This window comes from Caballeronia concitans (genome assembly GCF_001544615.1).
In the GTDB taxonomy this organism is placed as follows: Bacteria; Pseudomonadota; Gammaproteobacteria; order Burkholderiales; family Burkholderiaceae; genus Caballeronia; species Caballeronia concitans.
Genome location: NZ_FCNV02000002.1, coordinates 622023 through 645369 on the forward strand (window position 1 = coordinate 622023; position 23347 = coordinate 645369).

Sequence of the window (23347 nt, forward strand, 5' to 3'; positions counted from 1 at the left end):
CCGTCCTTTTCTTGGGCCAGCAAGCGACGGACCCAGGTTCGACGTTTGCTCGACATTCATCGTGTAAGCCGTGGAGAAAGCCTTTATGTCGCCGATGCCGCTCATCCTCGAATGGCCGGATGTGTGCATCCGCATCGTGCTTGCCGTCGTGGCGGGCGTGCTGATCGGATTGAACCGGGGCGAGTCCGGCAAGGTCGCCGGCTTGCGGACGACGCTGCTCGTCTGCCTGGCCGCGTGCCTCGCGATGCTGCAAGTCAATGCACTTCTTGCGCAGTCGGGCAAGACCGCGCAGTCGATGATCCAGCTCGATCTCATGCGTCTGCCGCTCGGCATTCTGTCGGGCGTCGGGTTCATCGGCGCGGGCGCGATTCTGCGCAAGGACGGCCTCGTGCTCGGCGTGACGACGGCCGCGACGCTGTGGTTCGTCACGGTCGTCGGCCTGTGCTTCGGCGGCGGGCAACTGGCGCTCGGCGGCATCGGGCTCGTGCTCGGCATCGTCGTGCTGTGGTTCATGAAAGCCGTCGAAATGCGGATTCCGCGGGACAAGCAGGCCGAACTGAAGATCGTCTACGAGCGCGGGCCGTTCTCGATGGAAACGCTCGTCGAGTCGATGCGCGCGTACGGCTGCAGCCTCACGACGATCGCGGGATCGGCGGGGGCGAACGGGAATCGCGTGGAAGAGCGGTTCAAGGTGAAATGGCGCGCCGCGCCGAAATCGCTGGACGTGCCGCCTTTCGTCGAAGCGGCGTCGGCGGCGGGCGTGGAAACGGTGGAGTGGTCGATCACGCGATGACGGCGCGCATCTCCATGCGATGAAATGCATTACGCTTCTAGCCGCCCGCCTTTCATCGCTTCGAAGGAGACCACGCATGAAGAAGCTCATCAACACGCCCGCGCGCGTCGTGCGCGACATGCTCGAAGGCATGGCCAGGCAAGCGCCGCACGTCGCCATTCTCGGCGATGAGAACGTGCTCGTTTCGCGCCCGCAGAGCGAAGCCGCCGACCGGCCCGTCGCGATCATCTCGGGCGGCGGCAGCGGCCACGAACCGGCGCACGGCGGATATGTCGGCCCGGGCATGCTCGCCGCGGCCGTGTGCGGCGAAGTGTTCACGTCGCCGTCGACCGATGCCGTGCTTGCCGCGATCCGCGCGACGGCCGGCCCGCGCGGGGCCGTGCTCATCGTGAAGAACTACACGGGCGATCGCCTCAACTTCGGGCTTGCCGCCGAACTCGCGCGCGCGGAAGGCATTCCGGTGGAAGTGGTCATCGTGGCCGACGACGTCGCGTTGCGCAAACACGCGGATCGCAGCCAGCGGCGCGGCATCGCGGGAACGGTGCTCGTGCACAAGATCACGGGCGCGGCGTCGGCGCGCGGCATGGCGCTCGATGACGTCGCGCGCATCGCGCGGCACGCGGCGGCGAATCTCGGCACGATGGGCGTGGCGCTCGACGGCTGCACGCTGCCCGGCGCGGAGCGTTCCGGCTTCACGCTCGCCGACGATGAAATCGAGCTGGGCCTAGGCATTCACGGCGAGAAGGGCGTCGAGCGCACCGCGCCGCTCGCCGCCGATGCGCTGACGGACGTGCTGATCGAAAACATCGTCGACGATTCCGCGCTCAAGCATGGCGAACGCGTGGCGCTGCTCGTGAACGGCCTCGGCGCGACGCCGCAGATGGAACTCGACATCGTCATGCGCGCGGCCTTCGAGAACCTCGCGCAACGCGGCATTCGCGTGGAGCGCGCGTGGTCCGGCACGCTGCTTTCGGCGCTCGACATGCCCGGCTGTTCCATCTCGCTGTTGCGCGTGGATGACGCCACGCTCGATCTGCTCGATGCACCGACCGATGCCCGCGCGTGGCCCGGCGGCGGCGCGGTGAACGCCGCCATCCGGATCGATGCGCCGATGCCGCAGGCGCAAGGGAGCGTGCGTGTTGAAAGCGAGTCCGCGCATGATTGGGCGCGACGGATCAGGCCCGCGCTGAACGGCGTCGCGGATGCGCTGATCGCGAGCGAATCGCAGCTTACCGATCTCGACACGCAAGCGGGCGACGGTGATCTCGGCATCAGCATGACACGCGCGGCACACGCTATCCGCGACGTGCCGGATGCCGCGCTCTCGACGCCCGCCGAAGCGCTCGCCGCGCTCGGGACCGCGTTGCGCCGGGCGATCGCGGGCAGTTCCGGGCCGTTCTATGCGACGGCGCTGATGCGCGCATCGCGTCATCTCGCGGGCATCGACCATCCTTCGGCGAAAGATTGGGCCGCCGCCTTCACGCATGCGGTGCAGGCTATCAGTGAGTTGGGCGGCGCGAACGCCGGCGATCGCACGATGCTCGATGCGTTGCTGCCCGCCGCATCCGCGTTCGAGGAAGCGGTGAGCGGGGGCCGTTCCGTCGATGACGCCTGGAGCCTGGCCGTCGCCGCCGCGCAGGAAGGCGCGCAGGAGACGGCGAACATGACGCCGCGCGCCGGACGCGCGAGCTATCTCGGCGCGCGGGCTGTCGGCATTCCGGATGGCGGCGCGGTCGCGGTGGCGTGCTGGCTTGCTGCGCTGACACCGCATCTGCGCGGCTGATGCGCGGCGCAGTAAAAAGTACGCGCCGGCGCTGGATGGCGACAGCCGGCGCGTATTCCCTACCGCGTTTGCCTCAAGACATGCGCGAATCCGCCGTTAACTCGCCCATGCGAAGACCTCATCGAAAATGAACAAGGCAAGCGAGTGCGCGTCGATCTTCTTACTCTTTATTTACTTGCGATCGGAACGCTTCTCGCCAGCTCCGGGATGACGCTTTGGGAGCATCGGTCGCATCCCGGGCGAAGCCGTCAACTAAAAATTCTGGCGGCGGGCTACGCGACGCTCGCGCTCGGCTGCGCGGCAGCGGCCATGCGCCGCGACCTGCCCGGCGCGTGGGGCTCGGCGTTGAGCAATCTCGTCATCGTCGGCGGCTATCTGCTGATGCTGCATGGCGTCGCAGCGCTGAACGGACGACAGCATCGCCGTGCGTCGATCGGCATTCTCGTGGCGCTCGCGACGACGTGGGCGCTCGGCGGCGCGCGCTGGCTCGATCTGATCTGGGCGTATGCGAGCGCGGTGCCGATAGCGATCGCGTGCGGGATGACGTCGCGCGAACTGCTGCGTAACGACGGCAGCGCGGGCCAGCAGTCGAGGCGCATTGCCGCGATCGTCTCGGGCGGTCATGCGTTGTTCTATGCGGCACGCGCGTTCGTTCTGCCGTGGATGGTCACGTGGTTCGGGCAAGGCGTGCTCATTGTCGTCGGCAAGATCACGATGTATGAGGGCGTGCTTTATTCGGTCGTCTTGCCGATGACGCTGCTTCGGCTCGTGCGCGACGAAGCGCATGGCCAGCTCGTGCGTGAATCGAATACGGATTATCTGACGGGCGTCGGCAACCGCCGATGGTTTTTCGAGGAAGGCGCGCGGATCGTTACTGAGCGGGGGGCGTCGCGGTGTGTGGCGGTGCTTGCCATCGATCTCGATCAGTTCAAGACCATCAACGACCGGTACGGGCATCAGGCCGGCGACGACGTGCTCAAGTCATTCTCCGCGATCGCGCGAAACGTGCTCGGGCCGCATGCTGTTCTTGCGCGCATCGGCGGGGAAGAGTTCGCGGCGGTGCTTGCCGATCATGACGGCATTCGCGCGCGGACGGCGGGGGAATCCATCGTTCGTCGTTTTGCCGGAGTAACCGCGCATGGCGCCGATGCGGTCGCGATTCGCGCGACGGTGAGCATCGGGCTCGCGGTGTCGGACCGCGACGCGCCTACGCTCGCGCTACTGCTGGCATCGGCGGATGAGGCGCTGTATCGCGCGAAGTCGCTTGGCGGCAACCGGCTCGAATGTGCATCGCGTGAGCGTGGCGATTGCGTCGCGACGCATGATGCGTGTGTCGAGGAAACGCATCGCTAGGGCGCGCGCCTTTTCTTTCGCTTCGATCCGTCCGATCGTTCGTCGAGCGCAGTGTCGGCTGAATCTGTCTGGCCATATTCGGCGAGCAATTGCTTGCGCGCGCGATGGTAATACTCGTCTGCGCGATCCGGCTGTCTGCCGTCGGCTTCCCACATGTAATACGCGAGCGTGCGAATGCGTTGCTCGAGCAGTTCGCCCTCCATCGGGACTTCCGCCGAGGTGTCGGGCTTGCTGGGGGTGTCTGGCATTCTCGTCGATCCTTTGGGGTTCAAATGTGGCTTCTCGCCTGCGGCCACAGGTGCATTCCTCATGCCACATATTGCGCGCGCTTCGCTTGCTCTTTTTGTCCGCTCGGTTGATTCGCGGGTCTTTGTACTTTGGTAATGGCAGTGGGGTTTTTTTTGCCTTGCCGGTGGGGGTGTGCTTAGTTTTCGCGTCGGTCTATTTGCGTTGCCCCTCCCCGGGGCGGGGGTCACTTTCTTTGCTGCTGCAAAGAAAGTAACCAAAGAAAGCAGCTTTTTCGCCCGCACTTCGTTTTTCGACGGTGCACTCCGTAGAACCACGTTGGCACTCAGCTTGACACAGCCCTGAATCACCTTCCGCGCCCGCTGAGCGCCACGCCATGCGAGCCCCCGGGCTCGACAACACCCTCTGTCACCACCGCTCACCTTTCAAATACACATTCACACTCGGCAACCACAAAGCCCAAACCTCAAACCTTGAATCTCAAGTAGCCAACTATGAGCCGCGAGCCGCGCGTTTGAAATTATGCTGAAGGCGAAGCTCGCGTGCGCGATGGTGTTGCCGAGTAGGTTTCGCCGTAGTCTGAGTTAAAGCGAGGTGGGTTGTGAGCTGATGGTTTTGTCGAGCCCGGGGGCTCGCATGGGGTGGCGCTCGGCGGGCGCGGAAGGTGATTCAGGGCTGTGTCAAGCTGAGTGCCAGCGTGGGTCTACGGAGTGGACAGGGAGTCAGTGCTTCGGGCCAGAAAAGCTGCTTTCTTTGGTTACTTTCTTTGCAGCAGCAAAGAAAGTAACCCCCGCCCCGGGGAGGGGCAACGCAAATAGACCGACGCGAAAAATAAGCACCGAAAGAAAGTCAGATAAAGACAGCCCAGGCCCGGCGAGGGCCAAACCAAACCTATAGAATGACCCGCGTCCTGTCCAAAGGAGAAGTCCCCCAATGACGAAACCCTACCGCATCGCGGTGATCCCAGGCGACGGCATCGGCGTAGAAGTCATGCCTGAAGGCCTGCGCGCACTCGACGCCGCCGCAAAGCGCTTCAACATCGCGCTCGAATACGACCACATCGAATGGGCAAGCTGCGACTACTATCTGGCGCACGGCCAGATGATGCCCGACGACTGGAAAAGCCGCCTCGAACAGTGCGACGCCATTCTCTTCGGCGCAGTCGGCTGGCCCGCCAAAGTGCCCGATCACATCTCGCTCTGGGGGTCGCTGCTCAAGTTCCGCCGCGAATTCGAGCAGTACATCAACCTGCGTCCCGCGCGTCTCTTCGATGGCGTGCCTTCGCCGCTCGCGAATCGCAAGGCCGGCGACATCGACTTCATGATCGTGCGTGAAAACACCGAAGGCGAATATTCATCCGTCGGCGGCGTCATGTTCGAAGGCACCGAACGCGAATTCGTGTCGCAAACATCCATCTTCACGCGCAAGGGCGCCGAACGCGTGCTCAAGTTCGCATTCGACCTCGCGCAGCAACGCAAGAAGAAGCTCACCGTCGCGACAAAGAGCAACGGCATCTCGATCAGCATGCCCTGGTGGGACGCACGCGCCGCCGAAATGGCCGAGCAGTTCCCCGACGTCAGTTGGGACAAGCAGCACATCGACATTTTGAGCGCGCGCTTCGTGCTGAGCCCGGACCGCTTCGATGTCGTCGTCGCGACGAACCTGTTCGGCGATATCCTCTCCGATCTCGGACCGGCATGCACGGGCACCATCGGCATCGCGCCTTCGGCCAACATGAATCCCGAGCGCACGTTCCCGTCGCTCTTCGAACCGGTGCACGGCTCCGCGCCGGACATCGCAGGCAAAGGCATTGCAAACCCCATCGCGATGATCTGGTCCGCCGCGATGATGCTCGACTTCCTCGGCGAACGCGAAGCCCACGACGCCATGCTCGATGCGATCACCGCCGTGCTGAAGGAAGGCCCGCATACCGGCGATCTCGGCGGCAAGGCAAGCACGGCCGAAGTGGGCGAAGCGGTGGCGGCGCGCATCGGCTGAACGGCTAATACCACATGAAGGAGACATGGCGCATGAATGACGACGACAAGAACAAGCAAGGCGAAGTGCGTTTGACGATGGAAGGCGCGGCGGCGCATATCGTGTTCGATCGTGCCGACGCGCATAACGCGATGACGTGGCACATGTACGAACAGCTCGAAGCCATTTGCGAGCGGCTCGCGAACGAGCGCGACGTGCGCGTGGCGACGTTTCGCGGCGCGGGCGGCAAGGCCTTCGTCGCGGGCACGGACATTCAGCAGTTCACCGCGTTCAAGAGCGCAGAGGATGGCGTGAACTACGAGCGTCGCATCGAACGCGTGCTATCCAAAGTGGACGCCCTGCCGATGCCCACGCTCGCCATCGTCGATGGATGGTGCGTCGGCGGCGGCCTCGCGATTGCCGCGTGCTGCGATCTGCGTATCGCGACACCGCAGGCGAAGTTCGGCGTGCCGATCGCGCGCACGCTCGGCAACTGCCTCGCGATCAGCAATACGGCGCGGATCGTCGCGGAGTTCGGCATCGGCCGCGCGAAGCGCATGCTCGTGCTCGGCGACATGCTCAACGTGGACGATGCCATCGCGGCGGGCTTCGTCATCGAAAGCGTCGAGCCGGATCAGCTCGATGCACGCGCGGCCGCGCTCGTCGACCGGCTCTCGCGCAATGCGCCCATCACCATGCGCGTGAGCAAGCAGTCCATGTCGCGCATGCTCGCCGCGCTGCCGCTCGAAGGCGATGACCTCGTGCGTCAATGCTACGGCAGCCACGACTTCCACGAAGGCGTCGCGGCCTTCACCGAGAAACGCCCGCCGGTCTGGACGGGCGCCTGAAGCACGGCGACGCGCTCCTCCCATCGCGGGACAGCGCGTCGATCTTGTGTTCGTAAATCCCGCGTTACGTACAGTTCTGGAACGTGGCTCGCCGCGCACAATACCGGTTCGTACGCACACGTTTGATCGGAGGGATTGCATGACGCACATCAGTGGAAGGCGCCCTAAACTCGTACTGTTCCCCACACGAAGCGTCCCGGCCGCGCCCGGCGCAACAGAGGACGATTTCCATATCTACGCTTCTTATCGCGGCAGCAGCGCAAGCGGCTATTACGGCACGCTGAAGGTCGTCAGGAAAACAGATGGACGGCTTCTCTTCCCGTTCGATGGCGTCGATACGATCGGTCCTTTTCCCACCAAGGCTGCCGCAATAGAAGCGGCACAGCGGCGCGGCGACGAAGTCGTGAGAGCGGATCTCGTGCGGCCCGAGCTTTGAGGGTTTGCGCGCACTGCGCTTTGCGACGGTTCAGGGTTTTACGCAACGCTCGAAGGCTGTCAGTCGACTATGCTGAGTATCAGATGGTATTCACTGCATCGTCGCGGCAGCCTTTGTTTTTCCGGTAACAGGTAAGAAATCACTCAAGCTCACAGTGATATATCCACGTGAGCAGTCGCATTTGTCCATGAATTTCCGCATTCGGCACACCACCGTTAAAGCCGGGAGCAGTAATTGCTGAATACAAACGAATGGCGCACTTTTAGATGAACGAACATTCGTTCTTATAAAGCGGTGAATCAGAGCGCGCAGGCAAGCCCGCATGGGCGACATATAAAACGCACACGCGCGGTCGCGATCAGTGAATACCAATTAATGATTACATCAGGGAGGCTGTAAATTGGGCATCGTCGTGTATGTCCTCGATGAAGCCGAGGGTTTTCCCGCGCATGAGCGTGCATTATTCGATATCGACGCCGCAGGCTATCTCGTCGAGATGAGCGCGGTGTTCATCGAGCAATGCAGTTGCGCGACGCCCGTGGCCTCGCGCCCCGCGTTTCAGCGCGCCCTCAGGCGGCTGCGCGCGGGCGACACGTTCATCACGACCAAGCTCTGGGGCCTCGGCAATACCATCGGCGAAGTCATTGCCACGCTCGAACAACTCGAATCGCGCAAGGTGTCGGTCGTCTGCCTCGACTACGGCAACGAGGACATCAGCGCAGGCCAGGGACGCGCATTCTTGCGCGCGCTTCAGCTCGCACAGGACCTCGAACGCTTCACGCGTCAGATTCGCGCGCGCGAAGCGGTGAGCGCCGCGAGAGAGCGCGGCGTGCCGCAAGGACGCCCCAGCTCGTTGTCCAGGACACAGCAGCAAGACGCGCTGAAGGCGCTGAAGGCGGGCGGATCGGTGGCGGAAGTCGCGCGCACGTTCAGCACATCGCGGCAAACCATCATGCGTCTGCGCGATGCACACCTTGCCGCCACTCCCGCCGATTCGTCGCCCGAACTCGACGAACTCGTGGCTCACTCATCGCACGACGTTACCAGCGGGCATTGAAGGTCCGGCGCAATTCGTCGATGGCGGCTTCATCGAGCGGAGCGGGGCGCGGCGTCGTCATGAGCCAGAGGCGCGCGGTTTCCTCCAGTTCTTCGAGCGCATACGACGCATGCGACACGCTGCGCTCCCACACCACAGGCCCGAGCCGTTCCAGCAGCACCGCGCGCACGCGGTCCGCGAGCGTCGCGATTTCCGCGGCGACTTGCGGATCGCCCGGGCGGCGGTATTGGATGAACGGCACATGGCCGACCTTCATCACGTAGTACGGCGTGATGGGCGGCAACACGTCGTCGTCGCGCCACACGCCCGCGAGCGTCAGCGCAACGAGCGATGTCGAATGCGTATGCACGACGCCGCGCGTTTCCACGTTCGCATCGTAAATCTGGCGATGCAGCTCCAGCGTCTTCGATGGCCGCGCGCCGGACACATGGCGTCCTTGCGCATCGACCTTCGCGATGTCGGCGGGATCGAGCCGGCCGAGACACGCATCGGTCGGCGTGATGAGCCAGCCGTCGTCGCAGCGCGCGCTGATGTTGCCCGCCGTGCCGACCGTGTAGGCGCGCGCATAGAGGCTTGCGCCGACCGTGCAGATTTCCTCGCGCAGCTTCGCATCGCTGTTCGCGCCGATGATGTTCTCGCTCACGCGCGTTCTCCCGCCGTATAACGCAGCGCCTTCGCGAAGAAGTCACGCGCGCCGAAGTTGCCCGATTTGAGCGCGAGCGCAAGCGGCGTTTCACCGATCGTCACCGTGACGGGCACGCCCGGATCGATCGGCGGACCGATTTGCAGCATGTCGACGCCAAGCGCTTGCACCACCGCGCCGGATGTCTCGCCGCCCGCCACCACGAAGCGCCGCACGCCGCGCGCCTTCGCTTCGCCCGCGATGGCCGCGAGCGCATCTTCGACCAGCTTGCCGGCCGCCGCCACGCCGAGTTCCTGCTGCACCGCCTTCACTTCGTCGGGCGTGGCCGTCGCGTAGATCAGCACGGGTTGCGGCGCGTGTCCGTCGATGAACGCGAGCGCGGCATCGACGACCTTCTCGCCACGCGACAGCGCGCGCGGATCGACGCGATACGCCGGCTTCGATTCGATCCATTCGGCCACTTGCGCGTTGGTCGCCTTCGATGCGCTGCCCGCCAGCACGAGCGCCGCGCCATCGACGGCGGGGAGATCGGCGGCTTTATCGTTCGATTCGATGAGCCCCGCGCGCCGGAAATTCTCCGGCAAGCCGATCGCCACGCCGGAGCCGCCCGTGATGAGCGGCAAGTCCGCGCATGCCGCGCCGAGCGTGCGCAGGTCCGCGTCGGTGAGCGCATCCGCGATGGCGAGGCGCACGCCGTCCGCGCGAAGCTGCGCGATCGCGTTGCGCACGGCCGCTTCGCCCGCCGCGACGGTTTCGCTCGCGATCAGCCCGACCTTCGATTTCGACTGCCGCTGCAACACGCGCACGAGATTGGGATCGCGCATCGGCGTGAGCGGATGGTTCTCCATGCCCGATTCGCTCAGCAACGCGTCGCCCACGAACAGATGCCCGCGATAGATCGTGCGCTTGTTCTCGGGAAACGCGGGGCAGGCGATGGCGAAGTTCTCGGCGTCGTTCGTGGCAAGCGCATCGAGCAGCGCTTCCGCGACCGGGCCGATATTGCCGGCGTCGGTGGAATCGAAGGTCGAGCAGTATTTGAAGAAGAACTGCCGGCAGCCCTGCGCGCGCAGCCATTCGAGTGCGGCGAGCGATTGCGCGACGGCGTCGGCCGCCTCGATGGTGCGCGACTTCAGCGCGACGACGAGCGCGTCGGCATCGATCGGCTCGGCGGATACGGGCACGCCGATAGTCTGGATCGTACGCATGCCGCCTCGCACCAGGGTGCTGGCGAGATCGGTCGCGCCGGTGAAATCGTCAGCGATGCATCCCAGAACGGGACGCTGGGTAGGTGTCTGCATGTGGGCCTCCATATTTCGATTGTACGGCGTTTGTGGTGCGGATGTTAAATCATGGTAAATTAATTTACGATAATGATAAATAAGGTTAAGGTCCGTGTCCGCGCAAACGACCTGCTGTCGCATCCGGGCGTTTCGCCGAACCTGATGGTGCTCGCGACCGCATCCGGCGCCGTGGTGATCATCGACATGTGCATCGGCTAAGATACGCGTTGTTTCGCGGGCGGCGACCTCGCCCGCATCGAAGGTCTTTCCATGTCGACCCCAACCAAACCCGATGCCTCCGATGTCCCGCTGATTCCCGATCAGCGGCGCGAAGCCATGTTGCGGCAATTGCGCCGCGACAAGGTGCTGTCGGTGCATCAGTTGATGGAATCGTTCAACTGTTCGCACATGACGGTGCGCCGGGACATCGCGGCGCTGGAGGAAGCGGGCCTCGTCTACACGGTGCCGGGCGGCGTGCGCATCGCGAGTCATCTGAACGCGGAGCCGAGCCATCAACTGAAGGCGGTGGTCGAACAGCCGCAGAAGCAGGCCATCGCGCGGCGGGCGGCTGAAACGCTGCGTTCGGGCATGTCCATTTATGTCGATGCCGGCACGACGATGCTTTCGTTCGTGCCGCATATCGTCGAGCTGTCCGACATGACGGTGGTGACGAACGACTTTCAGATCGTGCGCGAGTTCGCCAGCGCGACGCATGTGAACGTGATTCACATCGGCGGGCAACTGGATCATGCGAACCTGTCGAGCGTCGGCACGCTCGCGGCCGCGACGCTGCGTCAGCTCGTGCTGGACGTGGCGTTCATATCGGCGAGTTCCTGGGATTTGAGGCGCGGCGTGACCACGCCTTCCGCGCCGAAAGTCGAAGTGAAGCTCGCCGCGATGGATGCCGCTTCGCGCACCGTGCTGACCGTCGCGAGTTCGAAGTACGGGACCGTCGGCTTGTACAAGGTGGCGAGTCTGGAACGCTTCGATCAGGTCATCACCGACGATGCGCTCGCGCCCGCGGCGGCCACGGGCATTCGTCAATCGGGCATCGATCTGGTGCTGGCGGAAGTGCGGTAGTTCAGCGTCTGTCCTTCACTCGCCCACCTTGTCCTGCGTGCGCGTGTCGAAGTCCGAAGCATCGTGCCGTTCATGCAACTGGCTCGACGGTTCCCCGAAAACGCGATTCACCATGCGGCCGCGCTGCGCGGCGGGGCGCGCGCCGATCGTCTCGGCCCAGCGGCGCACGTGCGTGTATTCATCGACGGAAAGGAACGTCGCTGCGTCGTAGAGCCAGCCGTTGACGAGGCCGCCATACCACGGCCAGATGGCGATATCCGCGATGGTGTATGCATCGCCGGCAATGTACGCGCTCTCTGCGAGACGCTTGTCGAGCACGTCGAGCTGACGCTTCACTTCCATCGCGAAACGGTCGATGGGATACTCCATCTTCGTCGGCGCATACGCATAGAAGTGGCCGAAGCCGCCGCCCAGATACGGCGCGCTGCCCATCTGCCAGAAGAGCCATGAGAGGCATTCGGCGCGCCGGGCGGGGTCCGTCGGCAAGAACGCGCCGAACTTCTCCGCGAGATACAGCAGGATCGCGCCCGATTCGAACACGCGCACCGGCTCGGCTCCGCTGCGATCCAGCAACGCGGGAATCTTCGAGTTCGGATTCACTTGCACGAAGCCGCTGCCGAACTGATCGCCCTCGCCGATGCGAATGAGCCATGCATCGTATTCCGCGCCCGCGTGACCAAGCGCGAGCAGTTCTTCGAGCATCACCGTGACCTTCACGCCGTTGGGCGTGGCCAGCGAATAGAGCTGCAACGGATGACGCCCGACCGGCAGCTCCTTGTCATGCGTCGAGCCGGAAATCGGCCGATTGATATTGGCGAAGCGGCCGCCGTTTTCCTTGTTCCACGTCCAGACTTCCGGTGACACGTACTCGGACGAATCGCTCATGTTCGACGCTCCTTCGCTCGTGAACTGAATTCGGTCGAGGTTAGCAGGTCCGTGCCAATCGTGCCGATACGGCTCTTCGTCGAGCCGGCGCTTTCGCGCGGCTTGCAGCGCGGCCGTGACCCGGCACGGACGCCCTTTCGCAAGCTTTCTTTGACCGTTGTCATAAAACGCGGCTTCCTCGCAAATTAGGAATCGTCTGTTTGTGACGGCTGATTACCGTGGCGAGAATCGCGCCGGTGATTTGGTCGGTCGGGAAGCCGGAAAGAATGAACAAGAATTTGCACAAACTGATTTTTTGCCGCGTGCGGCGCATGGTTGTCGCGGTAGCAGAGTTCGCTACATCGCACGCAACGGAACCGGGGAGCGGCACGGGCGTTGGTTCGCTTCCGGTATTGCGCGCCGTCGCTTGTGCCGCGATGGTGTTGCTCGGCACAGCATCGACGCTGACGCTGGCGCAGATCGTGCCTTCGGCTGGCTCGGGCGCGCAGGTTTTGCAGACGCAAAACGGCTTGCAGCAGGTCAACATCGCGAAGCCTTCTGCGGCTGGTGTGTCTCTAAATAATTTTGCACAATTCGACGTGCCCGGCAAAGGCGCGATTCTCAATAACTCGCCGACCATCGTTCAGACGCAGCAAGCGGGTTACGTCAACGGCAATCCGAATCTCGCGCCGGGGCAGTCGGCGGGGATCATCGTCAATCAGGTTCTCAGCAATTCGCCTTCGCAGTTGCGCGGCTATCTGGAAGTCGCCGGGCCGAAGGCCGAAGTCGTCGTGGCGAATCCGTCGGGCATCGTGGTGGATGGCGGCGGGTTCATCAATACGTCGCGCGCCATTTTGACGACCGGCACGCCGAACTTCGGCGCGAATGGAAGCCTCGCGGGGTTCAACGTTGCGGGCGGCAATATCACCGTGCAAGGCGCGGGGCTGAATGCGACCAATGTCGATCAAGTGGACTTGTTGGCACGCGCCATTCAAGTGAATGCCGCGATCTATGCCAACAATTTAAACGTCGTAGCCGGTGCGAATCAGGTCGATCACAACACGCTGGCTGCAACGCCCATCGCGGGCAATGGCGCTGCGCCTGCCGTGTCCATCGACGTGAGTCAGTTGGGCGGGATGTATGCGAATCGCATCTTTTTGGCATCGAATGAATACGGCGTTGGGGTCTCGAACCGAGGCGTGCTCGCGGCGCAAGCGGCCGATCTCACGCTGACATCGCAAGGCAAGCTCGTGCTCGCCGGACAGACCAACGCGAGCGGCAGCATCAGCGCGACGGCGCGCGATGGTATCGACAATAGCGGCACCACCTACGCACAGCAAGATGTCGTCGCGGCGACTTCCGGCACGCTGACCAATAGCGGTGTGCTCGCCGCGCAGCGCAATACGACGATCAACGCGGGCAGTGTCGCTTCGACGGGTACGCTCGGCGCGGGCGTCAACAGCGACGGCTCGATCAGCACGCAAGGCGATCTCAACGTGATCGCAAGCGGCGCGGTCGCGGCGACGGGCCGTAACGAAGGCGGCGGCAATACCGTCATTCAAGGTGCGTCGGTCAATCTCGCGGGCAGCAATACGTCGGCCAATGGCGTGCTTTCGCTCGCGGCCATCAGCGGCGACATGAACCTCGCCAACGCCGCGACGACCGCAGGCGGCGCGCTGAACGCCAGCGCGGCAGGCACGCTGGTGAACGATGGCGGCAAGCTGTCGAGCGGCGGCGCGATGCAGGTCGCAGCGGGCAATGTGAGCAACGCGGGCGGTCAAGTCGTGACGCAATCGACGCTCGATGTCAGCACGAGCGGCGCGATCAACAATGCGCAAGGCGCGATGCAGGCGGCGGGCCGGGAGTCGATTGGCGCGGCATCGGCCGATAACACGGCGGGGCGCATCGTTTCGCTCAATGGCGATGGCCTGAACGTCACGACGACGGGCGCGCTGGTCAACGGCGCGGGCGGAACCATTGGGACGAACGGCGCGCTTGGCATTTCCGCTGGCACGTTGTCGAATCAAGGGCAACTCACTGCTGCCACCGACGCCACGCTCAACGCGCAAAGCATCGACAATCATGCGGGCAGTGTCGTCGCAGGCGGTGTGCTGAACGCAACGACAGCGGGTGCGTTGAGCAACGCGGGCGGCACGCTCTCGGGCGCGACGACGACCGTGTCCGCTGCATCGATCGACAACACGAGCGGCGACATCGAAGGCGATACGCTCGCCGTATCGACGCCCGGCGCGCTCGTCAATCGTGGCGGCAAGCTCACGCAATACGGCGCCGTCGATCAAAGCATCAACGCTGGCGGCGCGCTCGATAACACCGGCGGCACGATTGCATCGAACGCGACGAATCTCAGCGTCAATGCACAAGGCATCACGAACGATAGCGGCACGATCCAGCACGCGGGCACAGGCACGCTTGCCGTGACTTCGGAGGGCGCGCTCTCGAATGCAGCGGGTAACGCCCGCAGACTCCTATAGTGGCACGCTGCTCGCGATGAAGTCCGCGCAAGTGAACGCGGCATCGTGCATCGTGAATCGCAGCGGGTCGATGTACGGCGGCAATGGCCTGAGCATCGGCACGCAAGGCGACATCGACAACACATCGGGCAAGCTCACCAACGCGGGCGATGGCGCGACGAGCGTGAGCGCATCGGACGTGACGAACACGGGCGGCACGCTCGGCGGCAACGGTGAGGACGCGGGATCGACCACGCTGACGTTGTGGACGGCGGGCTTGTCCGGCGGCGATCTCGCGACCTATCACAGCAGCACGTTCCCCGAATGGAACTGGAACAACGGCGCAATCTCGGATCAAACGCTGCACGCGCTCGCGAATCCCGTCACCGTGACGGTGCCCAAGGACCAAGTGACGAACATCGATGCAAGCGCGCAGACGTTCTCGCTGACCGTTCCCGTGCAAGATACCAGCACGGTCCCCGTCTTCAATCCTTCAACGGGTCAGATGGAGTTTCAGCCAACCAGCCGCGTCGTCACGAACAACGCGAAGCAGTGGTACAACAGCCTGACCGATAACGGCGACGGCACGGTGTCGATCACGTTCTGGCCGGACTTCGATCCAGCGAAGAACATCCGCCCGGACCAGGCCGAGGTGCGATGGGACATCAACAACCACGACTACGTTCAGCTCGTGAGCGCGGGCAACGCGGCGACGATCCAGGCGCAAGGCGCGACGCGCATCAATGCGGATAGCCTACAGAGGACTAAACGCCCCCTCACCCACCCCTTCCCCACCTCTCCCCCCTGCGACGCGCCCCCACCACAATCCGATCCGACGCCAGCGCCGCGAGATTCGCAAGCCGGCGCTTCTGCGTCGCATCGATCGTGCGCGGTTGCCGGTCGATGCCGCATAACGCGCCGAGCGCATTTCCATCCGCATCGCGCAAGGGCGCACCTGCATAAAACCGGATGCGCGGCTCATCGACCACCAGCGGATTCGCACTGAAACGCGCATCGCTCGCCGCATCTTCCACCACGAATACATCGGTCTGCGTGATCGTGTAATTGCAAAACGCCCACGGCCGCGGCGTCTCGTGCGCATTGAGGCCCCAGCGCGCCTTGAACCACTGGCGATCCGGCGTCAGCAGCGTCATCAGACTGATCGGCACGCGCAATATCTCCGCCGTCAACTGCACGATCTCATCGAACTCCGGCTCGCTCACCGTATCGACGAGACCCGTGCGCGCCACCGCCTGCAAGCGCGCAGCCTCATTCGCCGCGACCGGATAGGGCGATGCGACCGTCTCCTCGGAAGCCGTAATCGCAAGACATTCGCGCAACGCGGCGGCCAATGCGGGCGTCTCGGCGGGCGCACGCACCACCGTCACACGCGACAACGCGCCCAGGTCCGCTTCGAGTTGCGCGCTGCTCAGGTCGGTCACGACAAGCATGCGCATATGCGCCAGATCGCGCGACTGAAGCAGGCGCCGCGACATCGACAGACGCTCCCAGTCGCCGCGCATCAGTTCGACGGCGACGACGGCCGGCATCGCGATGCCCGCGTCGAGCATCGCGTTGAACGGATCGCTCTGGCCGATGCCGCGCAGTCCCGCCGCGGCCAACGCATCGAGATAGGCGGGCAACGCCGCATCCGACGCGACAGCGAGCGCGAACGCGCTCTCGCTCTGCGACGAAGCCTGCCGCCGGTTGCCGAGCCGCTCGCGCAACTCCGTGACCGCAGTTTCGCGCATCCGCCGATGTCCGCCCGGCGTCTTCCACGACTCGATCAACCCCTGCTCGATCCACGTCTGCGCCGTCTTGACCGATACGCCAAGAATGGCCGCGGCATCGCGGGTCGTGAGGATCGGATCGTCTTCGGTTGCCATGAAAGTCCTTGTTCGAGGTCGCAAACGATAGCTGGCTTCGCCCTAAAGCACAATCGCCGAATTTGATAGAAATGGAAACAATGCGCTTGCGCAATTCTTCAGTTAAATCTACGCTTATACGGCTAACGCGCTGTTAACTGCCTTCATCGGTCGCAATTACTTTCGTGCTTCAACCGAATCGGTAATTCTAGCCACGACATCATCGACGGGCAAGCAAGCAAAAATTGGTAGAAACGGAAAAGCCCCAATAACAAGCCGGCAGTTTTGCCGGCAACGCCGCGGACCACGGCGCACACCATAACAACCATGAATCTCAACACCATGTCGATGAAGGCGAAGCTCGCCTTGTCATTCAGCTTTCTCACGGGCGTCGTGCTGATCGTCTCGGCGGTAGCGATCAGCGCATTGGGCGACGCGAATCAGCGCTTCTTTCAGTTCGTCGAAGGCACCAACGCGCGCGAGACGTTGGCCGAGCAGGTTCGCCAGGCCGTGGACCGGCGCGCGATCGCCGCCCGCAACATGGCGCTCGTGACGACGCCCGCCGATTTCGCGCTCGAAAAAGAAGCCGAAGCGCGTGCCCAAGCCGACGTCACCGCGCATCTCGCGCGCCTCGACGCGACGATCGCATCGGCCACCGACACCACCGAAAAAGCGCGCGCGCTCGTCGCCGAAATCAATCGCATCGAAGCGCTCTACGCGCCGGTCGCGCAGGCCATCGTCGAACTCGCGACGCAGCATCGGCAGGAAGAAGCCGTGCGCAAGATCAACGAGGACTGCCGCCCGCTGCTCGCCGCACTGGTGAGCGCGACCGACGCCTATTCGACGTACACGCATCAGCGCGCCGAAGCGCTTGTCGCCGAAGCGCACGAACACTATGCGTCGCAGTTGCGGATTCTCGCTGCGATCTGCGCGGGCGCGGTCGCCGCCGCCGTGGCTGCGGGCGTGCTCATCACGCGCGGGCTGACGCGCGCGCTCGGCACGGAGCCGGCCGCGCTGAAGGAAATCACGCAGCGCGTGGCATCGGGCGACCTGAGTCCGGTCGCGATGACGCGCGCCGTGCCCGCAGGCAGCGTGCTTTCGTCGATGGACGCGATGCAGAAGAGCCTCGTCACGCTGATCGGCGAAGTGCGCACGGCCGCCGACAGCATCGCGACGGGTTCGATGCAGATCGCATCGGGCAACGCGGATTTGTCGGCGCGCACGGAAGAGCAGGCATCATCGCTTCAGGAGACGGCGGCCAGCATGGAAGAACTCACGTCGACCGTTCGCCAGAATGCCGACAACGCGCAACAGGCGAGCACGCTGTCGGCGAACGCGTCGGACGTGGCGAAGCAGGGCGATGCGGTGGTGACGCGCGTCGTCGAGACGATGACCGCCATCAGCGAAAGCTCGCTGAAGATCGCGGACATCATCGGGATCATCGAAGGCATTGCGTTCCAGACCAACATCCTCGCGTTGAACGCGGCGGTCGAAGCGGCGCGCGCAGGCGAACAGGGACGCGGATTCGCGGTCGTCGCCTCGGAAGTGCGCTCGCTCGCGCAGCGGTCGTCGCATGCGGCGAAGGAGATCAAGGAACTGATCGGCGCATCGGTGGCGAAGGTCGAAGCGGGCTTCGCGCTCGCGCAGGACGCGGGCACGACGATGAGCGACGTGCTGCGCGCAGTGGCCCGCGTGTCCGACATCATGGACGAGATCGCGGCGGCATCCGGCGAGCAGAGCCGCGGCATCGAGCAGGTCAATCAGGCGATCGCGCAAATGGATCGCGTGACGCAGCAGAACGCCGCGCTCGTCGAACAGGCGGCGGCCGCTTCGCAGGCGCTCGACGATCAGGGACGGCATCTCTCGCAGACCGTGTCGCAATTCCGCATCAGTTAACGCAGCGGCACGATGCCTTCCGCGACGCCCGCCGGCATGCAGATGTGCTTCAGCTCGGTGAAGTCCGCGAGCGCATCGTAGCCGTGGAGGCGGCCGAGTCCGCTTTGCCGGTAGCCGCCCGTTTCGGCTTCGGCGAAGAGCTTGTTGTGGTCGTTGATCCAGACGGTTCCGTTGCGCAGCGCCCGAGCGATGCGGAACGCGCGCGGACCGTCGTTCGTCCACACGCTCGCGGAAAGGCCGAAGACCGTATCGTTGGCCTTCGCTATGGCTTCCTGTTCGGTCTCGAAAACTTCGAGCGTCACGAACGGCCCGAAGATTTCTTCCTGACAGAAGAACGCTTTCGGATCGCCATGTTCGACGAGCGTCGGCGACAGGAACGCATGCCCCGATCGTTCGCCGCGCAACAACACGCGATCCGCCATGCCGCAGGCGCGTTCGATGGTGCGATCGACGGCATCGCGCGTGTTCGAATCGATGAGCGCGCCGATATCCGTCGCCGGATCGATGCCCGGTCCCACCTTCAGCGATGCAAGCGCCGCCACAAGATGCTCGCGCATCTGCGCCGCACGCGATGCATGCACCAGCACGCGCCGCGCCGCCGTGCATTGCTGCCCCGAGATGATCGTCGCGGCGCGCGCGAGACGCGGGGCGATGGCGGCGATATCGGCATCGTCGAACACGACGCAGCATGATTTGCCGCCGAGTTCGAGCGAGAGCTTCTTCATGCTGTCCGCCGCCGTGGTCATGATCTTCTTGCCCGTCGCCGTCGATCCCGTGAAGCTCACCACATCCACGTCATGCGATTCCGCGAGCCGCTGGCTCGCCGCGTGTCCCTGTTCGCTGACGAGATTCACCGCGCCCTTCGGCAACGCCGTGCGCTCGAAGCAGCGCAGCATCGCGGCCGTGACGAGCGACGTCTGCGCGGCGGGCTTCACGACGGCCGTGCAACCCGCCGCGAGCGCGGGCGCGAGCGAGCGCACGAGCAGCACCGCCGGCGCGTTCCACGGCACGATGATCGCGGCGACGCCGGCCGCTTCGCGCAGCATCGTCGATATCGTGCCGGGTTCGGCTTCGAGCACGTGTCCCGCGATGTGCCGCGCGAGTCCTGCGTAATAGCGCACTTCGGATATGGCGCCCGCGATTTCTCCGCGCGATTGCGCGATGGCCTTGCCGTTTTCGCGCGTGAGCAGCGTCGCGAGCGCGTCGCGTTCCGCTTCGAGCGCCGATGCCCAGCCGAGCAGCACGTCCTGGCGCAAGCGCGCGTCCTGCGCCCACGTCGTGCGATCGAAGACATGGCGCGCGGCGGCGATGGCGGCATCGGCTTCGGCAGCGCCGCCGTCCGCGAACTGGCCGATGGCTTCGCCCGTCGCGGGATCGATGCTGTCGGCGTTGGGCGTGCCGGTCCATTCGCCGGCAATCCAGTGTCGTGCGTTCATGCTGAGCGTTCCTTGATGTTGGTAGATGGTTCGGATGGCGAACTATTTGATGCGAGATGCAGTTCATCGCCGATGATCGCGATCAGCGCTTCGGCTGCGGCGCTCAAGGGCCGTCGCGGATGGCTGACGCAGATGACGTGCCGCACGATGCGCGGCGCGAGAATAGGGCACGCGCGCAAGGTGCCGTGACGCGCCGCACGTTCGACGACGATGCGCGGCAGGATGGTCGCAAAGCGCGTGTGCTCGACGAGCTTGAGAATGGTCGATAACACGTCGATTTCGAAGCGCGGCGCGAGCAGCACGTCCTCGTGTTGCGCGGCGCTGTCGAGCACGCCGCGCAGGCCGTGGCGCTTGGTCGGCAGCACGAGTTCCAGTTCGGGCAGTTGCGCGAGTTCGATCGCATGCGGCAGATCGGGGCCGTGCGCGGCGCTGGTGGCGAGCACCATCTCTTCATCGAGCAGCGCACGCGAATCGAGCGAGAGACGCGCGCGCGGCTTGTTGATGATCGCGGCATCGAGCTGGCCGCCCGCGACCCAGTCGATGAACGTCGCGCTATAGCCATCCGCGACGGTGACTTCGACATCGGGATAACGCGCATGAAAACGCGAGAGCGAATCCGCAAGCACGCTTTCGGTCACCGACGCGATCAGCCCGATGCCCACATGCCCCGTCACGACTTCCTCGCGCTGCACGAGTTGCTGCCGCGCGTGCGCGAGGTCGCGCATGATCGGAAGAAACAGGCGATACATGAGCCGTCCCGCCGCGGTCGGCGCCATGCCGTGCGCGCCGCGCTCGAAGAGCTGCTGATGCAGTTCGTCCTCGAGCTTCGCTATCTGCATGCTCAGCGCGGGCTGCACGATGTTCAGCCGCTTGGCCGCCCGCGTGACGGAACCGTCCTCGAACAGCGCGATGAAGTACTGGATTTGCTTGAGGTCCATGTTTCCCCGGGGCATCAGCAACGCTAATGGGCGGTATCACCATTATCAAGTGACTTCGTAAGATGTGCAGCGCGCTTCATGCCAGTGCGCCCAGCAATAACGCGTGAGTGAGCGATCTATTGATACGTAACTGTAAGAAGCCTGTCATCCGGGCTAACACGGATATAAGAGCGAATGATTCGCCGCATCAATAAACAGTATTAGATGTTATGGGGCGATCTCGCTACGCTTCATCCAATGCGCTTGCCACGGCAGGCGCGCACAGATGGAGACGCTGATGAATACACGCGATGCCGCAACGAACGGCATTCCCCCATTCGCCTGGGCCCCGAAGGGCGCCGACACCGGCTCGCTTTCGCTGCGCGACTGGCTCGCGCATCTCGCGCAGACCGGCCGCGTCGCGACCATCGACAAGCCGGTCGCGCTCGAACACGAACTCGCTGCCATCGCGAAACGCCTCGACGGCACGCAGGCCGCGTTCTTCACGCAGCCGGGCGGTCACGCAATGCCCGTCGTGAGCGGCTTCATGTCGAAGCGCGCGTGGATTGCGGAAGCAATGGGCGTCGATGAATCCGCGTTGCTCGCGCGCTTTTCCGCAGCGGCCGCCGCGCCGCTCGAATCGAAACTCGTCGGACGTGAAGACGCGCCGTGCCAGCAAGTGGTGCATACGAGCGATATCGATCTTCACGCGCTCTTGCCTATTCCAACGCACAGCGAACACGACAACGGTCCGTACATCACCGCCGGTCTCGTGATTGCGCGCAATCCGCGCACGGGCGTGCAAAACGTGTCGATCAATCGCATTCAGGTGCATGGCCGCGATCGCATGGCGATCCTGCTGCTGCCGCGCCATCTCTATGCATTCCAGCGCGCGGCGGAAGAAGCCGGCGATGCGCTCGACGTAGCCATCGCGATCGGCGTCGATCCGCTCACGATGCTCGCCTCGCAAGCGATCACGCCCATCGATCATGATGAACTCGAAATCGCGGGTGCGCTGCATGGCGCGCCGCTGCCTGTCGCGCAATGCGTGACGAACGGCGTGCATGTGCCCGCGTTCGCGGAGATCGTCATCGAAGGGCGCATTCTGCCGAACGTGCGCGAGCCGGAAGGCCCGTTCGGCGAATTCCCGAAGTACTACAGCGCGAAGGAAGCGCGCGAAGTCATCGAAGTGACGGCGGTCACGCATCGGCGCGACCCGGTGTTTCATACGATCATTCCCGCTGAGATGGAGCATCTTTTGCTCGGCGGCATTCCGCGTGAAGCCACGCTGCTCGCGCATTTACAGCGCAGCCATCCGGCCGTGAAGGACGTGCATCTGTCGGTGGGCGGCGTGTGCCGCTATCACCTGTGGGTGCAGTTCGACAAGAAGCGCGAAGGCGAAGCGAAGAACGTCATCCTGTGCGCGTTCGGCGCGCATTACGACATCAAGCAGGTCGTCGTCGTCGATACGGACGTGGACGTGCACGATCCCGCCGAGATCGAATGGGCCATCGCGACGCGCTTCCAGGCGGACCGCGATCTCGTCGTGATCGACGGCGCGCAGGGCTCGCCGCTCGATCCGTCCACGACGGTCGGCCAGCCCGACGACGCGCCCGCGCATCTGCAAGGCGTGAGCGCCAAGATGGGCCTCGATGCGACGCGCCCGGTCGTGTATCCCGCGCATGTGTTCACGCGCGTGCGCATTCCGGGCCAGGACACGGTGGATCTCGACGCGCTCGTTGCCGCCGATAACCGTGCGTTCGACGCTTACCTTTCGCGCGATCATGGCTGAACGGAAGAAGCGAATCGTCGTCGGCATCTCGGGCGCGAGCGGCGCGGTCATCGGCCTGCGCCTGCTTGCCGCGTTGCGCCGTCTGGGCACGCACGAGACGCATCTGATCGTGTCGGCATCGGGCGCGGTGACGGCCGCGCAGGAACTCGGCCTCACGCGCGGCGACATCGATTCCCTCGCGGACGTCGTGCATAACGTGCGCGATATCGGCGCGGCCGTGGCGAGCGGATCGTTCCTGACCGAAGGCATGGTCATCGCGCCGTGTTCGATGAAAACGCTCGCGGGCGTGGCCAACGGCTTCGCGGACAACCTGCTCACGCGCGCCGCCGATGTCATGCTCAAGGAGCGTCGCCGCCTCGTGCTGGTCGCGCGCGAGACGCCGCTCAATCTCGCGCATCTGCGCAACATGACGCTCGCCACCGAAATGGGCGCGATCGTGATGCCGCCGGTGCCCGCGTTCTACGCGCATCCGAAGACCATCGACGATGTGGTCGATCACACGGTGGGGCGCATTCTGGATTTGTTCGGCATCGAGCACGCTGAAATCGCGCGCCGCTGGAGCGGTCTCGCCGATGAATTCAGCGGCCGCGCCGAAGGTGAGGAGTGACGC

At 64.3% G+C, this 23347-nt stretch carries 20 protein-coding genes and 1 pseudogene; 12 read left to right on the top strand and 9 right to left on the bottom strand.

What is annotated here, in order from left to right:
- Positions 1-85 precede the first annotated feature (85 nt).
- The 3 genes from AWB72_RS08965 (at position 86) to AWB72_RS08975 (ending at position 3929) form a co-directional block, all read left to right on the top strand.
- Positions 86-793 carry an MgtC/SapB family protein gene (locus AWB72_RS08965; RefSeq protein ID WP_040050748.1) on the top strand — a complete coding sequence of 236 codons (708 nt, stop codon included), beginning with the start codon at positions 86-88 and terminating at the stop codon, positions 791-793.
- A 76-nt stretch (positions 794-869) separates the two neighbouring features.
- Positions 870-2576, top strand: a complete 1707-nt coding sequence (locus AWB72_RS08970; RefSeq protein WP_040050749.1) for a dihydroxyacetone kinase family protein — start codon at positions 870-872, stop codon at positions 2574-2576.
- Positions 2577-2720: 144 nt separating this feature from the next.
- Positions 2721-3929 carry a GGDEF domain-containing protein gene (locus tag AWB72_RS08975; RefSeq protein WP_052449906.1) on the top strand — a complete coding sequence of 403 codons (1209 nt, stop codon included), beginning with the start codon at positions 2721-2723 and terminating at the stop codon, positions 3927-3929.
- Here AWB72_RS08975 and AWB72_RS08980 read toward each other — a convergent pair.
- A complete protein-coding gene (locus AWB72_RS08980) occupies positions 3926-4177 on the bottom strand; it encodes a DUF2934 domain-containing protein (RefSeq protein WP_244285565.1) in 252 nt (83 codons plus the stop codon). The two genes, AWB72_RS08975 and AWB72_RS08980, sit on opposite strands and share 4 nt — an antisense overlap.
- Before the next feature lie 931 nt (positions 4178-5108).
- On the opposite strand from AWB72_RS08980, the gene AWB72_RS08985 reads away from it, so the two are divergent.
- The 4 genes from AWB72_RS08985 to AWB72_RS09000 all read left to right on the top strand — a co-directional run bounded on the left by AWB72_RS08985 (position 5109) and on the right by AWB72_RS09000 (position 8493).
- On the top strand, positions 5109-6173 hold the full coding sequence (locus tag AWB72_RS08985; RefSeq protein WP_040050258.1) for a tartrate dehydrogenase: 1065 nt from the start codon (positions 5109-5111) through the stop codon (positions 6171-6173).
- 32 nt (positions 6174-6205) lie between these two features.
- Positions 6206-7000 (top strand): enoyl-CoA hydratase/isomerase family protein, encoded by a 795-nt coding sequence (locus AWB72_RS08990; RefSeq protein WP_040050263.1) that lies wholly within the window; start codon positions 6206-6208, stop codon positions 6998-7000.
- A 139-nt stretch (positions 7001-7139) separates the two neighbouring features.
- Entirely contained in the window at positions 7140-7436 is a 297-nt protein-coding gene (locus AWB72_RS08995; RefSeq protein WP_052449848.1) for a DUF6723 family protein, read from the top strand.
- Between the two features lie 400 nt (positions 7437-7836).
- On the top strand, positions 7837-8493 hold the full coding sequence (locus tag AWB72_RS09000; protein WP_052449849.1) for a recombinase family protein: 657 nt from the start codon (positions 7837-7839) through the stop codon (positions 8491-8493).
- Here AWB72_RS09000 and otnC read toward each other — a convergent pair.
- Together otnC and otnK are read right to left on the bottom strand one after the other, a co-directional pair.
- Positions 8477-9136 carry a 3-oxo-tetronate 4-phosphate decarboxylase gene (otnC, locus tag AWB72_RS09005; protein ID WP_208863126.1) on the bottom strand — a complete coding sequence of 220 codons (660 nt, stop codon included), beginning with the start codon at positions 9134-9136 and terminating at the stop codon, positions 8477-8479. The two genes, AWB72_RS09000 and otnC, sit on opposite strands and share 17 nt — an antisense overlap.
- Positions 9133-10434 (bottom strand): 3-oxo-tetronate kinase, encoded by a 1302-nt coding sequence (gene otnK / locus AWB72_RS09010; RefSeq protein ID WP_040050259.1) that lies wholly within the window; start codon positions 10432-10434, stop codon positions 9133-9135. The genes otnC and otnK overlap by 4 nt, the downstream gene beginning before the upstream one ends.
- A gap of 252 nt (positions 10435-10686) precedes the next feature.
- Here otnK and AWB72_RS09015 point away from each other — a divergent pair, with 252 nt between their 5' ends.
- The gene (locus AWB72_RS09015) at positions 10687-11496 is read left to right on the top strand and encodes a DeoR/GlpR family DNA-binding transcription regulator (protein ID WP_040050260.1); all 810 of its coding nucleotides are present in this window, start codon (positions 10687-10689) and stop codon (positions 11494-11496) included.
- 15 nt (positions 11497-11511) lie between these two features.
- Here AWB72_RS09015 and yghU read toward each other — a convergent pair whose 3' ends face one another.
- Complete coding sequence (gene yghU, locus AWB72_RS09020) at positions 11512-12381, bottom strand: glutathione-dependent disulfide-bond oxidoreductase (RefSeq protein ID WP_040050261.1); 870 nt, start codon at positions 12379-12381, stop codon at positions 11512-11514.
- A gap of 266 nt (positions 12382-12647) precedes the next feature.
- Between yghU and AWB72_RS09025 the strand changes: the two genes are divergently transcribed.
- Positions 12648-14852 carry a two-partner secretion domain-containing protein gene (locus AWB72_RS09025; RefSeq protein ID WP_087128012.1) on the top strand — a complete coding sequence of 735 codons (2205 nt, stop codon included), beginning with the start codon at positions 12648-12650 and terminating at the stop codon, positions 14850-14852.
- On the opposite strand, the gene AWB72_RS29115 is transcribed toward AWB72_RS09025, so the two are convergent.
- From AWB72_RS29115 to AWB72_RS09035, 3 genes are all read right to left on the bottom strand, one after another.
- The gene (locus tag AWB72_RS29115; protein WP_040048982.1) at positions 14847-15086 is read right to left on the bottom strand and encodes a hypothetical protein; all 240 of its coding nucleotides are present in this window, start codon (positions 15084-15086) and stop codon (positions 14847-14849) included. The two genes, AWB72_RS09025 and AWB72_RS29115, sit on opposite strands and share 6 nt — an antisense overlap.
- A 258-nt stretch (positions 15087-15344) precedes the next feature.
- Positions 15345-15497: a hypothetical protein gene (locus AWB72_RS29120; RefSeq protein WP_167550943.1), complete on the bottom strand. Its 153-nt coding sequence runs from the start codon at positions 15495-15497 to the stop codon at positions 15345-15347.
- Between the two features lie 110 nt (positions 15498-15607).
- Complete coding sequence (locus tag AWB72_RS09035) at positions 15608-16717, bottom strand: helix-turn-helix domain-containing protein (protein ID WP_040048981.1); 1110 nt, start codon at positions 16715-16717, stop codon at positions 15608-15610.
- 306 nt (positions 16718-17023) lie between these two features.
- On the opposite strand from AWB72_RS09035, the pseudogene AWB72_RS09040 reads away from it, so the two are divergent.
- A pseudogene (locus tag AWB72_RS09040) lies at positions 17024-18589 on the top strand (methyl-accepting chemotaxis protein); the annotation flags it as partial.
- Here AWB72_RS09040 and AWB72_RS09045 read toward each other — a convergent pair.
- Together AWB72_RS09045 and AWB72_RS09050 are read right to left on the bottom strand one after the other, a co-directional pair.
- Complete coding sequence (locus tag AWB72_RS09045) at positions 18589-20028, bottom strand: aldehyde dehydrogenase family protein (protein WP_040048979.1); 1440 nt, start codon at positions 20026-20028, stop codon at positions 18589-18591. The pseudogene AWB72_RS09040 and the gene AWB72_RS09045 overlap by 1 nt on opposite strands.
- Positions 20025-20966, bottom strand: coding sequence for a LysR family transcriptional regulator (locus AWB72_RS09050; protein WP_040048978.1), 942 nt, complete (start codon positions 20964-20966; stop codon positions 20025-20027). The genes AWB72_RS09045 and AWB72_RS09050 overlap by 4 nt, the downstream gene beginning before the upstream one ends.
- Before the next feature lie 277 nt (positions 20967-21243).
- On the opposite strand from AWB72_RS09050, the gene AWB72_RS09055 reads away from it, so the two are divergent.
- Positions 21244-22737: a UbiD family decarboxylase gene (locus AWB72_RS09055; protein ID WP_040048993.1), complete on the top strand. Its 1494-nt coding sequence runs from the start codon at positions 21244-21246 to the stop codon at positions 22735-22737.
- A complete protein-coding gene (locus AWB72_RS09060) occupies positions 22730-23344 on the top strand; it encodes a UbiX family flavin prenyltransferase (RefSeq protein ID WP_040048977.1) in 615 nt (204 codons plus the stop codon). Before AWB72_RS09055 ends, AWB72_RS09060 begins: the two co-directional genes overlap by 8 nt.
- Positions 23345-23347: the final 3 nt, after the last annotated feature.

Excerpts from the sequence above, each read along its gene's own strand:
- yghU (WP_040050261.1), bottom strand. The coding sequence starts at position 12,381 with ATGAGCGATTCGTCCGAGTACGTGTCACCGGAAGTCTGGACGTGGAAC.
- AWB72_RS09050 (WP_040048978.1), bottom strand. The coding sequence starts at position 20,966 with ATGGACCTCAAGCAAATCCAGTACTTCATCGCGCTGTTCGAGGACGGT.
- AWB72_RS08985 (WP_040050258.1), top strand. The coding sequence starts at position 5,109 with ATGACGAAACCCTACCGCATCGCGGTGATCCCAGGCGACGGCATCGGC.
- AWB72_RS08970 (WP_040050749.1), top strand. The coding sequence starts at position 870 with ATGAAGAAGCTCATCAACACGCCCGCGCGCGTCGTGCGCGACATGCTC.
- AWB72_RS09045 (WP_040048979.1), bottom strand. The coding sequence starts at position 20,028 with ATGAACGCACGACACTGGATTGCCGGCGAATGGACCGGCACGCCCAAC.
- AWB72_RS08965 (WP_040050748.1), top strand. The coding sequence starts at position 86 with ATGTCGCCGATGCCGCTCATCCTCGAATGGCCGGATGTGTGCATCCGC.
- AWB72_RS09015 (WP_040050260.1), top strand. The coding sequence starts at position 10,687 with ATGTCGACCCCAACCAAACCCGATGCCTCCGATGTCCCGCTGATTCCC.
- AWB72_RS09055 (WP_040048993.1), top strand. The coding sequence starts at position 21,244 with ATGAATACACGCGATGCCGCAACGAACGGCATTCCCCCATTCGCCTGG.
- AWB72_RS09025 (WP_087128012.1), top strand. The coding sequence starts at position 12,648 with ATGAACAAGAATTTGCACAAACTGATTTTTTGCCGCGTGCGGCGCATG.
- AWB72_RS09060 (WP_040048977.1), top strand. The coding sequence starts at position 22,730 with ATGGCTGAACGGAAGAAGCGAATCGTCGTCGGCATCTCGGGCGCGAGC.
- AWB72_RS08995 (WP_052449848.1), top strand. The coding sequence starts at position 7,140 with ATGACGCACATCAGTGGAAGGCGCCCTAAACTCGTACTGTTCCCCACA.
- AWB72_RS08980 (WP_244285565.1), bottom strand. The coding sequence starts at position 4,177 with ATGCCAGACACCCCCAGCAAGCCCGACACCTCGGCGGAAGTCCCGATG.
- AWB72_RS09035 (WP_040048981.1), bottom strand. The coding sequence starts at position 16,717 with ATGGCAACCGAAGACGATCCGATCCTCACGACCCGCGATGCCGCGGCC.
- otnK (WP_040050259.1), bottom strand. The coding sequence starts at position 10,434 with ATGCAGACACCTACCCAGCGTCCCGTTCTGGGATGCATCGCTGACGAT.
- AWB72_RS08990 (WP_040050263.1), top strand. The coding sequence starts at position 6,206 with ATGAATGACGACGACAAGAACAAGCAAGGCGAAGTGCGTTTGACGATG.
- AWB72_RS29120 (WP_167550943.1), bottom strand. The coding sequence starts at position 15,497 with ATGTCCCATCGCACCTCGGCCTGGTCCGGGCGGATGTTCTTCGCTGGA.